At 65.0% G+C, this 11,980-nt stretch carries 15 protein-coding genes; 12 read left to right on the top strand and 3 right to left on the bottom strand.

The genetic code is table 11. The features are described 5' to 3' along the window. The 3 genes from VMS96_06600 to VMS96_06610 all read right to left on the bottom strand — a co-directional run. On the bottom strand, positions 1-845 hold an 845-nt coding region (locus VMS96_06600; GenBank protein HVP43083.1), incomplete at its 3' end, for a sodium/proton-translocating pyrophosphatase. A 249-nt stretch (positions 846-1,094) separates the two neighbouring features. Further along, positions 1,095-2,000, bottom strand: a complete 906-nt coding sequence (locus tag VMS96_06605; protein ID HVP43084.1) for a DUF4097 family beta strand repeat-containing protein — start codon at positions 1,998-2,000, stop codon at positions 1,095-1,097. 88 nt (positions 2,001-2,088) lie between these two features. Beyond that, on the bottom strand, positions 2,089-3,255 hold the full coding sequence (locus tag VMS96_06610) for an efflux RND transporter periplasmic adaptor subunit (GenBank protein ID HVP43085.1): 1,167 nt from the start codon (positions 3,253-3,255) through the stop codon (positions 2,089-2,091). 381 nt (positions 3,256-3,636) lie between these two features. On the opposite strand from VMS96_06610, the gene VMS96_06615 reads away from it, so the two are divergent. The 12 genes from VMS96_06615 to VMS96_06670 form a co-directional block, all read left to right on the top strand. Then, positions 3,637-5,001 carry a hemolysin family protein gene (locus tag VMS96_06615; protein ID HVP43086.1) on the top strand — a complete coding sequence of 455 codons (1,365 nt, stop codon included), beginning with the start codon at positions 3,637-3,639 and terminating at the stop codon, positions 4,999-5,001. A gap of 6 nt (positions 5,002-5,007) precedes the next feature. Continuing rightward, a complete protein-coding gene (locus VMS96_06620) occupies positions 5,008-5,925 on the top strand; it encodes an ABC transporter permease (GenBank protein ID HVP43087.1) in 918 nt (305 codons plus the stop codon). Next, on the top strand, positions 5,922-6,806 hold the full coding sequence (locus VMS96_06625) for an ABC transporter permease (protein ID HVP43088.1): 885 nt from the start codon (positions 5,922-5,924) through the stop codon (positions 6,804-6,806). The genes VMS96_06620 and VMS96_06625 overlap by 4 nt, the downstream gene beginning before the upstream one ends. A 191-nt stretch (positions 6,807-6,997) precedes the next feature. Next, entirely contained in the window at positions 6,998-7,354 is a 357-nt protein-coding gene (locus VMS96_06630; GenBank protein ID HVP43089.1) for a hypothetical protein, read from the top strand. A 152-nt stretch (positions 7,355-7,506) separates the two neighbouring features. Next, positions 7,507-7,998 (top strand): helix-turn-helix transcriptional regulator, encoded by a 492-nt coding sequence (locus VMS96_06635; GenBank protein ID HVP43090.1) that lies wholly within the window; start codon positions 7,507-7,509, stop codon positions 7,996-7,998. A 5-nt stretch (positions 7,999-8,003) separates the two neighbouring features. Next, positions 8,004-8,675 carry a hypothetical protein gene (locus VMS96_06640; protein ID HVP43091.1) on the top strand — a complete coding sequence of 224 codons (672 nt, stop codon included), beginning with the start codon at positions 8,004-8,006 and terminating at the stop codon, positions 8,673-8,675. Between the two features lie 22 nt (positions 8,676-8,697). Further along, positions 8,698-10,149 (top strand): SPFH domain-containing protein, encoded by a 1,452-nt coding sequence (locus VMS96_06645; GenBank protein ID HVP43092.1) that lies wholly within the window; start codon positions 8,698-8,700, stop codon positions 10,147-10,149. Positions 10,150-10,199: 50 nt separating this feature from the next. Further along, positions 10,200-10,373, top strand: coding sequence for a hypothetical protein (locus tag VMS96_06650; GenBank protein ID HVP43093.1), 174 nt, complete (start codon positions 10,200-10,202; stop codon positions 10,371-10,373). Then, the gene (locus VMS96_06655; GenBank protein ID HVP43094.1) at positions 10,370-10,546 is read left to right on the top strand and encodes a hypothetical protein; all 177 of its coding nucleotides are present in this window, start codon (positions 10,370-10,372) and stop codon (positions 10,544-10,546) included. Before VMS96_06650 ends, VMS96_06655 begins: the two co-directional genes overlap by 4 nt. A gap of 18 nt (positions 10,547-10,564) precedes the next feature. Continuing rightward, complete coding sequence (locus VMS96_06660) at positions 10,565-10,768, top strand: hypothetical protein (GenBank protein HVP43095.1); 204 nt, start codon at positions 10,565-10,567, stop codon at positions 10,766-10,768. 37 nt (positions 10,769-10,805) lie between these two features. After that, on the top strand, positions 10,806-11,474 hold the full coding sequence (locus VMS96_06665) for a PspA/IM30 family protein (GenBank protein ID HVP43096.1): 669 nt from the start codon (positions 10,806-10,808) through the stop codon (positions 11,472-11,474). 93 nt (positions 11,475-11,567) lie between these two features. Further along, positions 11,568-11,980: DUF72 domain-containing protein (locus VMS96_06670; GenBank protein ID HVP43097.1), on the top strand; the 413-nt coding region annotated here is incomplete at its 3' end.

The raw sequence follows: 11,980 nt of genomic DNA on the forward strand, positions 1-11,980 counted from the left end.
TTGAAGACGATCTTCATCAGGTCGGAGCCGATGTCGGCGATCTTGGTGAAGATGCCGCCTGCGATGCGCAGCGCCGCCGCCCCCAGCGACTCGCCGATGGCGAAGCCGATGAAGCACGGCCCGGCGTAATCGCCGGGGATGAACAGCAGGATGAAGAGCATGATCAGCAGCTCGACCGAGATCAGCATCATGCCCACGCTCATGCCCGACTTCAGCGGGATGGCGCAGATCGGCCAAGGCTTGCCCCGCAGCCCGGCGAACGCCGTCCGCGAGTTGGCGAAGGTGTTCACCCGGATGCCGAACCAGGCCACCCCGTAGCTCCCCCCGATGCCCACCAGGCTGAACAGCAGGATGATCGGCAGCGTGACCGCCAGCGGCTTGTCCGGCACCGGCGAGAGCACCCCGAAGTACAGCACGATCACCACCGCGATGAACGCCCACAGGATCAGGATGAACTTGCCCTGGGTCACCAGGTAGGTCTTACAGGTCTCGTAGATCAGCTCCGAGATCTCGCGCATCGAGCGGTGCACCGGCAGGTTCTTGAGCTGGTAATAGATCACCATGCCGAACCCCAGGCCGGCCACGCAGAACAGCAGGCCGATCATCAGCAGGCTGTGCCCGTTGATCGCGTCATTCAGGAAACTGACGGAGGTGAGGTCGGGCAGCTTCAGCGAAGCTTCGCCCCCACCCTCATGGGGCTGGGCCAATGCCATCGTCGTCTGGGTGAGCACGAAGACCGCCGCGGCCAGCAGCATCTTCAGGGAACGGCGCACGGTTCCTGATGCCGGCGCCGGTAGGTCCTCCAAAAGCCCTTGCCACCAGGGGGTGGCCAGCAAGGAATGCATAAATCCCTCCGACTAGTATTGGGGTCCCGCCCAAGGAATATGGGGGTCTGAAACATACTGCTCCCTTGGAACGACCGCTCGGGAGCACGCTTCCACTTCAAGATGAGTGAGATTTGAGGTTTGGCCGCGCCCCGTCGTCCCGGACCCGCTCCGCCACAGGGCCGGAACTAGACAGACCGCTTTTTATAACATGAAAAGGAGGGTCAAACAAACGTTGTAGCGCGGCCGCCCCGGCCGCGAGGTCTTCACCTACTCGATCCGCAGATTCCCCGAGCCGGTCCGCATCTCGACCAGGGGTCCTCCGCCCCGGACCTTGCCGTTCAATTCATGCCGGTCCTGGCGCCCGCTGACAGTGACCGGCAGATCGGTGTCGATGTTCCCGGAGCCGGTGTGCGCCCGCAGGTCGAAGCCCGCGTTCCCGCCGACCCGCAAGGTGACCCGTCCGGAGCCCGTCTGGACCTTCCAATCACCGGTGGGTGTGCCTTCGACGTGCACGTCGCCGCTGCCCGTCTCGGCGCGCAGCCGCCCTTTCATGTCCAGGATCTCCATGCCGCCCGAGCCGGTGTGGGCATCCACGCTTCCCACCCGCTCGATCTTGATGTGCCCGCTGCCGGTGTGGGCCACAACGTCTCCCTTGATCATGCTCAGATCCAGCGAGCCGGAGCCGGCTTCGGCCTCCACCCGGTCGTCGATGCCGGTCACAGTGATGTTGCCGGAACCGCTGTTCAGCTTGGCGGGACCCTGCACCCGCTCCAACTCCAGCTTCCCCGAGCCGGTGTTGGCGGTCACCCGCGTCTCCGCCGGCACCACGATCTCGTAAGAGATGGAGACATTGTTGAACAGCTCATGATCGTTCACGTGTCCGATGCGGATCAGGTTGCCGCTCTGCTGGATGGGCGGGTCCTTCTCCAGCTTCCGCACCTTCTCGCGCGGATCGCCCCCGAACAAGCCTTCGTGGGCCCGGATCCGGCCATAGACGCGCACCGACTTGTCTTCACCCTTGCGGATGCTGATGTCGCCCGAACCCGTCTTCACCTCCAGCTGCACCGGCCCGCTGACCTGCAACGTGCGCTCGAAGCTCCCGGTCACCGCGGCGGCCGCGGGCAGGGAAAGCATCACAACCACGATGATGGCAATGACCGCGCTACGTCTCATGGCTCTTCCTCCTAAGAAAGAAAGGCACGAGCCAGGACACTCGTGCCTTCCGCGACCCGCAAGCAGGGAGGAGTTTGCGGGCTTCAAGCTACTGCAGCACGACCTGCTCGCCTTCCTTGAGGCCGCTGACCACCTCGGTCTTGGCGCCGTTCGAGATCCCGATGTTGATGGCCACCTTCTTCTTGCCGTCCTTGCCGTTGCTGGCCGGAACTTCGACGGAAGCTTTCTTGTCCTTGTCGTAGATGATGGCGCCTTCCGGGATCATCAGCACGCCCTTGTGCTCTTCCAGGATGATCTCCGCGTTGGCGGTCATGGCCGCCTTCAGCTCGCCGCCCGGGTTGTCGATCGAGACCCGCACCTCGAAGGTGGTGACGTTGTCCTTCTCCACCCCCATGGGCGAGATCTTGGTGACCTTGCCGGTGAAGACCTTGTCCTTGAACGACTCCACCTTGATGCGGGCCGGCTGCCCCAGGTACACCTTGCCGATGTCACTCTCGTCCACCTTGCCCTTGACATAGACCTCATGGGTATCGCCCATGGTCATCACCAGGGTGGCCGAGGAGCCCAGCACCAGGATGGAGCTGACCGCGTCGCCCATCTCCACGTCGCGCGACAGGATGATGCCGTCGATGGGCGCCACGATGGTCGTATAGCTCAGGTTCTCCCGCTGGTTAGCGAGTTGCGCCCGCGCTTGTTCGACCTTGGCCCTGTTGACCGCGAGCTGCGCCTTGGCGACCGCTTGCTTGTTCACGGCGAGCTCGTAGGCGCGTTGCGCGTCGTCGAGCGCCGAGGAGGAGACCACGCCTTCCTTGGCCATCCCCTGCGCCCGTTCGTAGGCGCGCTTGAGCGTGGGGATGTCGACGCCCATGGCGTCGACCTTCGAGCGCTCGTAGTCAGCCTCGGCGGCGGCGAGCGCGGCTTCCGACTCGCGCACCTGCGCCTGGATCTGCTCCTTGTCCAGCTCCGCCAGCAACTGGCCGGCCTTCACGTGGTCGCCATATTCCACGTACAGTTTCTTGACGATGCCGCTGGCCTTCGATTTGATCTCCACTTTGGTGATGGGCTCGATCTTGCCGGTAGCGACCACGCTCTTGGCCAGGTCACCCTTCTCGACCTTGGCCACCTTCGAGGGGTCGATCTTGGTCCCGCCCCGCGTGAATCCGACCACAATCAACACGATCACGAGGAGCGCGGCGACCGAGCCGAGGGTCAAAAAAAATCGTTTCCGCTTGTTCTTGCCGTTTCCGTTCGCCACTGCCGCCTCCCTGCAAGCAGGCTACCCTGCTCCTGTCCTGTGGTACGGCCTGTTAGGGGTACAAGTTCCCGGATTCCTGAGGGATTCTTTCAGTCCGCCCCATTAGACACCGGGGGCGGGAAAACGTGAGCAGATACGCCCGATGGGGGCGCACTTTCTGGAGCGGTGCCAGACTTTCCGGGTACAACACAATTAGCCCACTTCGTGCGACCAAGAATCAAAAGGGGCACATCCGTGTGCCCGTCATGCCGGCCCGCGCGAGGGCGCGCGGGCTACTTTGTCGAGAGCCGGGTCAGGTAGGGGTCCCTCGACTGCGCTCGCGTACGCTCGCTTCGCTCGGGATGACATGGAGAAGAGCTCTTTCGGTACAATCTCCCCTTTATGGTGACCCTGGTTCTGCTGCGGGTGGCGGCGGTGGTCCTGCTCGTGGCGGCGAACGCCTTTTTTGTCGCGGCCGAGTTCGCCCTGGTCAGCCTGCGCGATACCCGCCTGCAGCAGCTTATCGAGGAGAAGCGCCTGGGCGCCCGCACCGTCCAGAAGCTGCAGCAGAACCTCGACGAGCTCCTGGCTGCAGTGCAACTGGGCGTCACCCTGGCCAGCCTCGGCCTGGGCTGGATCGGCGAGGCCACGGTCGCCGACCTGCTGATGCGGGCCTTCTCCCGCGTTCCCTATATCCAGATCTATGCGCACGGCATCGGCATCGTCTTCGGCTTTGCGCTGATCACTTACGTGGTGGTGATCCTGGGCGAGGTGGTGCCCAAAACCATCGCCTTGCAGCGCGCCGACCGGGTCGCTCTGGCCGTCGCCGGGCCCATGGACGTCTTCGTCACCGTCGGCCGCCCCTTCCTGCGCTTGCTCAGCAGGTCCGCCTCGCTGGTGCTGCTGGCCTTCGGTGCGCAGCAGCTGCGGGAAGCGAACGTCCATTCGCCGGAAGAGCTGAAGCTGATGGTCACCGCCAGCCGCCGCCTGGGCATGCTGCCCGAGATCCAGGAAGACATGGTCCATCGCTCCCTCGAACTGGGCAACATCACGGTGCGCGAGATCATGGTGCCGCGCCCGCAGATCTTCTCCTTGTCGGCCGAGATGCCGGTGGAGGAGGCGGTGCCGCGCGTGGTCGAGCAGCAGTATTCGCGCATCCCGGTCTTCGACCCGCAGCAGGGTCCGGAGCAGATCGTGGGCGTCCTCTATTCCAAGGACCTGATGCGGCTGATGTACGCGTCCATGAACGCGGGGGGCCTGCCGGCGGTGTTGCGCGGCTCCACTCGCCTGCGCCACATCATGCGCGACGTGCTGGTGGTGCCTGAGACCAAGGCCATCTCCGACCTGCTGGTGGATTTCAAGAAACATCGCCGCCACCTGGCGGTGGTGGTGGACGAGTTCGGCTCCACCGCCGGCGTGGTCTCGGTCGAGGACGTGCTGGAGCAGATCGTGGGCGAGATGGAGGACGAGTTCGATGCCCAGCGCGAAGCGCCCGCCCGCATCGGCAAGGCGCCGGTGGTGCTGGACGGCACGTCCAATATCCGCGACCTCGACCTGCAGTACGACCTGGAGCTGCCCCGCGACCAGGGCTTCGAGACCCTGGGCGGCTTCGTGCTGGCGCAATTGCAGAGGATCCCGCAGGGTGGGGAGCACTTCGATTACCAGGGCCGCCGCTTCACCGTGCTCAGCATGGAAGGCCGCCGGGTGGGCGCGGTCAAGGTCGAGCCGGCACAGGCCACTACCGCCACCGACAAGCGGGCCAGCTGACGACGGATGCTCCGCTATCTGCTAACCCGGCTGCTGTACACCCTGCCGGTGATCTGGCTGGTGGTCTCAGTGGTCTTCCTCCTGATCCACCTGGTGCCCGGCGACCCCGTCCAGCAGATGCTGGGCGAGGGCGCGGCCAGCGCCGACATCGCCGCCGCCCGCCACGCCTACGGCCTCGACGTCCCCATCGGCAAGCAATACCTGAATTACTGGAAAGGCGTGCTGAGCGGGAATCTTGGCCAGTCCATCCGCTTCAACCAGAATGTCGCGACGCTGATCCGCCAGCGCTATCCCTTCACCCTGCGCCTGACCATCGCCTCGCTGCTGGTGGCGCTGGTCCTGTCCATCCCCGCGGGAGTGCATTCGGCGCGCCACCGCAATCGCTGGGGCGACCGCTTGCTCAGCTTCGTCAGCCTGCTCGGCCTTTCGTTCCCCAACTTCGCGCTGGGGCCGGTGCTGATCCTGTTCTTCGCCATCTACCTGGGGCTGCTGCCGGTCTCGGGCGCCGGCACCTGGCTCCACCTGGTCCTGCCGGCGATCACCATGGGAGCCGCGCTGGCCGCCATCCTCACCCGCATGGTGCGCACCTCGATGCTCGAGGAACTCGGCCAGGACTACGTCCGCACCGCCCGCGCCAAGGGCCTGCCGGAGCGCAGCGTGGTCTATCGCCACGCCTTGCGCAATGCCATGGTCCCGGTGCTGACCGTCGTCGGGTTGCAGTTCGGCGCCCTGCTGGCCGGCGCCATCGTCACCGAAACCATATTCTCCTGGCCCGGGATCGGACGCCTGACCATCACCGCCATCGCCAACCGCGATTACTACCTGGTGCAGGGCTGCATCCTGGCCATCGGATTGACCTATGTGGCGGTGAACTTCCTGACCGACCTGCTGTATTCGGTGGTGAATCCGAGGATCCGCCAATGAGCGACGCGACCGGCTGGCAAGCGGCAGCGGACAACTGGCACCGCGCGCAGCGCGCCGCGCGCCACAACCCGCTGGCCACGGCCGGCGTCGTGCTCGTCCTGGTGTTCGTGGCCTGCGCCCTGTTTGCTCCCTGGCTGGCGCCACAGGACCCGGCGTCTATCGACCTGCCCGCGCGCCTTCAGCGCAGCTCCCATGCCCACTGGTTCGGGACCGACGAGCTGGGCCGCGACATCCTCTCCCGCGTCATCTACGGCGCCCGCATTTCCATGCTGGTGGGCTCCTGCGTGGTGGCCGCCTCGCTGGGCATCGGGCTCGTGGTCGGCTCCATCGCCGGTTATTACGGAGGACGCGTGGACCGCCTGGTCAATGTGGTGGTGATGAACGCTTTCCTCTCCTTCCCCGGCATCCTGCTGGCCATCGCCTTCGTGGCCTTCCTCGGGCCGGGCATCTTCAATCTGATCTTGGCGCTCTCCATCGGCGGCTGGGTGGGCTACGCCCGGCTGGTGCGCGCCCAGGTGCTGGCGGTCAAGGAGCGGGAATTCGTGGAGGCGGCGCGCGCCCTGGGCGCCGGCGACCTGCGCATCATCGTGCGCCACATCCTGCCCAACATCATCCAGCCGGTGATCGTGCAGGCGGCCATCGGCATGGCGGGCGCGGTGCTGGCCGAAGCCACCATGAGCTTCCTCGGCCTGGGCGTGCCGCCGCCCACCGCCAGTTGGGGCTCCATGCTCAACGACGGCCGCTCCCACCTCTTCGATGCTCCCCACCTCGTCCTGTTTCCCGCCGGGGCGGTGATGCTGGCGGTGCTGTCGTTCAATTTTATCGGTGACGCGCTTCGGGACCTGATGGATCCCAGGTCCCGCATCGAAGCGGGGTTGTAGGAGTCAGCAGTCAGGAGTCAGCAGCGTCCGGCCTCCGCTGACTCCCGACTCCTGACTCCTTGGTGCAGTACCTTGGTAACGTTGTCTGGTTTTCGCCAATACCGCAACATTCGTGAGATCCACCGGGTTCACACTCTCAACCAGTCGGAATACCAGAACTGGCAGAATATCCGAGGAGCAGGGAGACAGCTATGGATTGGAAACGTGCAGTCGCTTGCCTGGCAGTAATGGGCGCGCTCAGCCTTCCGGCCGGGGCGCAGAGCGCCACCACCGCCGGCACCAAGACGCCGCGCATCAACCAGCGGCAGAAGAACCAGCAGAAGCGCATGAAGCAGGGGGTGCAGAGCGGTGAGCTGACCAAGCACGAAACCCGCCACCTGGAGCGCGAGCAGAAGAAGATCCAGCAGGACAAGGTCGCCGCCAAGTCGGACGGCACGGTCACGCCGCAGGAGAGGGCCAAGCTGACGCGCGAGCAGAACCGGGCCTCGCGCGACATCTACCACCAGAAGCACGACACCCAGACCCAGACCTCCACCCAGTCCAAATAGGCAGCAGGCGTTTCTCGCAGCCCCGCTCGAGCGGGGCTTTTTCTTTGCTGTGCGGCGGCCGATTTCCACAGGAAGCCCTAATCCCGAGAAAACAAGGGCCTTATTTTCCTTGACAAATTGCAAATTGCAATATTAATATTGCAAATCGCAATATGAAGCTGGGCGAGAAAATCCGTTACCTGCGGGCGGTGGAGGGCACGCTGCGCGGCCTGGACCGGGAGATGACCCAGCAGGAAGTGGTCCGGGCCATCAAGAAGGAGCTCAAGGCCAGCCTCAGCCAGTCCTACCTCTCGCAGATCGAGAGCGGGGCGCGTCCCCACCTGACCAATAAGACGCGCCTGCTGTTGGCGAAGTTCTTCAAGGTGCATCCGGGCTACCTGGTGGAGGACCCGGAGGGCTACCACTCGGAGCTGATCTCCGAGCTGCGCACCGTGGAGGACACGCTCGACCTGTGGCTGGTCAGCGGGGCGGAGCGTTTCCGGCGCGATCCCGAGGTCAGCCAGGCGCTGCTGGAGATCGCCAAGCACCACGATTCGCGGCGCTGCCTGTTGCTGATGAAAGAGATCCTGGAGAACCCCGGGCTGGCCGAGCGCTTGCTCGACGTGCTGCGCCCCGAACTCAAGGCCGCGGCGAAAGGGGAGTGAGTGTTATGACCTGGGCGAACTTCTATCTGATCTGCTTCATCGTCGGATTCACGCTCAGCCTGCTGTCGTTTCTGGCGGGGGCGCTGAACCTGCATGTGCCGGGGATGGGGCATCACCATTTCCATGTCCACATGCCGCACTTCGAGCACGGGCACCTGCACCTGCCGCACATCCATTTCAGCACCCATGCGCACGCTCCGGTGGGAGCGCACGCCGAGGGGGGCGGGATCTCGCCGTTCAACTTCTCCAGCCTGATGGCCTTCCTGGCCTGGTTCGGCGGGGCCGGCTACCTGCTGACTACGGTGTGGCACGTGTGGGCGGTGATGGCCCTAGGGCTGGCGCTGATGTCGGGCGTGACCGGGAGCATGGTGGTCTTCCTGTTCCTGGCCAAAGTGCTGATGCGGGTGGACCACACCATGGTGGAGTCGGATTACGACCCCATCGGCCTGCTGGCGCAGGTGACCAGCGGGATCCGGGCAGGCGGAACGGGGGAGATCGTCTACACGCTGGAGGGAACGCGCCAGGTAGGCGGGGCGCGCAGCGAGGACGGGACGGCGATCGAGAAGGGGACGGAGGTCGTCATCACGGCCTACGCCAACGGGATTGCGTCGGTGCGCCGCTGGGACGAGATGGCGCGCGACGCCGGGGTCACGAGCACGGGAAGCACGCAGCAGTGAGTTCTGATACTGAGGAGGCGTTATGCAGGTTGCAATGAGTGTATGGGTGATCGCCGGGCTATCGGTGGCGGCGGTGATCTTCCTGATGACCGTATTGACGCGGTTGTACCGCATCGTAGGCCCGAACCGGGCGCTGGTGGTGACCGGCTTCCGGCGGACGCGGATCATCAGCGGCGGCGGCACCATCGTGTGGCCGCTGGTGGAGCAGGCGCAGGACCTGTCGCTGGAGCTGATGTCGTTCGACGTGGCGCCGCAGCAGGACTTCTATACCAAGCAGGGCGTGGCGGTGATCGTGGAAGCGGTGGCGCAGATCAAGATCAAGTCGGACCCGCTCTCCATCCGCACCGCGGCGGAGCAGTTCCTGACCAAGACCCCGCCGCAGCGCGAGGGCCTGATCCGGCTGGTGATGGAAGGCCACCTGCGCGGCATCATCGGGCAGCTCACGGTGGAAGAGATCGTGAAGCAGCCGGAGATGGTGGCCGACCGCATGCGCGCCACCTGCGCGGACGACATGAACAAGATGGGCCTGGCGGTGGTGTCGTTCACCATCAAGGAAGTGCGGGACAAGAACGAATACATCACCAACATGGGCCGGCCGGACGTGGCCCGCATCAAGCGCGACGCCGACGTGGCCACCGCCGAAGCCGAGCGTGACACCGCCATCAAGCGCGCAGTGGCCACTCGGGAAGCCGCGGTCGCCAGGGCCCAGGCCGACCAGGAGCGGGTGCTGGCGGAGACGCTGTCGCAGGCCAAGCAAGCGGAAGCCACCCGTGACCTCGAGGTCAAGAAGGCGCAGTACCTGGAGATCACCAAACGCCAGCAGGCGCAGGCCGACAAGTCTTACGAGATCCAGACCCAGGTCATGCAGCAGCAGCTCACCGCCGAGCAGGTGAAGGTGCAGCAGATCGAGAAGGAGCAGCAGGTCAAGGTGCAGGAGGCCGAGATCCTGCGCCGCGAGAAAGAGCTCATCGCCACCGTGCTCAAGCAGGCGGAGATCGAGAAGCAGCGCATCATGACCCTGGCCGAAGCCGAGCGCCAGCGCCTCACGACCGAGGCGGAAGGCAGGGCGGCGTCTATCCGCCAGCAGGGCGAGGCGGAGGCCGACATCATCTTCAAGAAGGGTGATGCCGAAGCCAGGGCCATGAACGTCAAGGCCGAGGCCTTCCAGGAGTACAACCAGGCCGCGGTGGTGGACAAGCTGCTCACCGGCCTGCCGGATGTGGTGCGCGCGTTGTCGGAGCCGCTGTCGAAGGTGGACAAGATCACCATCGTGTCCACCGGCAACGGTTCCAGCGCCGGTGCGCACAAGATCACCGGCGACGTGACTCAGATGGCGGCGCAGGTGCCGGCGCTGTTCGAGGCGCTGAGCGGCATGAAGTTGGGCGAGCTGATGGGGAAAGTGCGCCAAATCGGAGAGAAGGCCCCGAAGCCGGACGACGACAAGCCGGCCCAGGCCAAAGGCGCAGGGAAGTAGTGGTTGCGCAGGGCCGGGCGTCTCCGCCCGGCCTCAGCGAAGGAGGGATTGTGGCGAACAAGAGCAAGCAGATGTTGGGAGTGGGGATCGCGGTAGGCGCGGGCATCGGCGCAGCGCTGGGGTCGGCCACCGGAAGCGTGGGGGTATGGCTGCCCATCGGCATGGTGCTGGGGTTGGTGATCTTCTACGAGATCGGCCGGCGCCGAGATCGGAGCGGAGCATGAGAGCCAACGGGCAAGTCGCAGGCGTCGTGATCGGCCTGGCGGTCGCGCTCTGTGGTGCAGCAGGCCTGCTGACCGGGACCATCCCGCGGTTCTTCAGCGGGCTGATCGTGATCGTCGCCATCGGGATCATCGTGGGCACGCGGAGAGCATTCCGCCCGAGCGCCGGAGACTGAGGCAGCGGAGAGAGAAACATGAAACGGAATCACAAGAACGCGAGCGTGGTGGCGGCCCTGGTGATCGGCGCCGGCGCCGCCCTCGCCCTGACCAGCGCCTCCATCGCGATGTGGCTGGCCGCCGGAGCGGTGGTCGGCCTGGTGCTGGCTGCGGCGATGAACAACCTGGTCACCGAAAGCAGCAAGGACCGGAATCACGAAAACGAAAAGCTGGCGAGCTGACACAACACGCCAGGAGTCTCAGGAAGGAGTTGTCATCATGGCATTACTGGAGCGAGTCTCAACCCTGGTTCGCGCAAACCTCAACGACCTGATCGACAAGGCCGAGGACCCGGAGAAAATGATCAAGCAGGTCATCCTCGACATGCAGAACCAGCTTCTCCAGGTGAAGACGCAGGTGGCCATCTCCATCGCCGACCTGCACCTGCTGGAGAAGCGGCAGAAGGAGCAGGAGGACAAGGCCAAGGAGTGGATGCGCAAGGCCGAGCTGGCCGTGGACAAGAAGCAGGACGACCTGGCGCGCGCCGCCCTGGAACGCCACAAGAGTTGCCTGCAAATGGCGGAGAGCTTCACCGAGCAGATCGCCGACCAGCGGGGCCAGGTGGAGAGCCTGAAGTCGGCGCTCAACAGCCTGGAGCAGAAGATGGCGGAAGCGGAGTCGAAGAGCCAACTGCTGATCTCCAAGCAGCGCCGCGCCCGGGCCGCCACCCGCGCCGCCGACGCCCAGATGGCCATGGGAGACGGCTCCAACGTCGCCGCCTTCGACCGCATGAAGACCAAGGTGGCGCGCAACGAGGCCATCAGCGAGGCCAAGCACGAGCTGCTGGGCGACGACGTCGAGGCCCGCCTGTCGAAGCTGGAGCGCGAGGACGAGATCGACAAGCTGCTGGCCGAGGTGAAGGCGCGCCGGAGCGACAAGACGGCGTGACGATGGGCCACGGATTCTTCACGGATCAGCCCGGATCAGATCCGTGAATATCCGTGTGAATCAGTGGCCAATCTAGAATCGCGCTGCATCCAAATGACGGAGGCTCCGCAGATTCTCGTCCGTGCTAACCTCGATTTCATGGACGGCCAAGTCCTCATCGGTCCCGCCGGCTGGGCGTACAAGGACTGGGAGGGGATCGTCTATCCGGTCGGACTGAAGCGCGCCCAGCATCCCGCCGAATACCTGGCGCAATACTTCGACCTGATCGAGATCAATACCTCCTTCTACGGCCCCATCCGCCCGGAGCACGCCAAGCTGTGGTGCCAGAAAGTCGGGTCGGTGAATCCGCGCTTCCGCTTCACGGCCAAGCTCTACAAGTCGTTCACCCACGCCCCCGGAGGCGTGGTCCAGTCTACCTCGGCCAAGACCCTGGATCCCACAGACGACGACGAAGCTCAGGTGCGCGAGGGCTTCGACGTCCTGGCCGCCGAGGGCAAGCTGGGCGC

The organism is Terriglobales bacterium, from assembly GCA_035543055.1.
Classification (GTDB): Bacteria; Acidobacteriota; Terriglobia; order Terriglobales; family Acidobacteriaceae; genus JAIQFD01.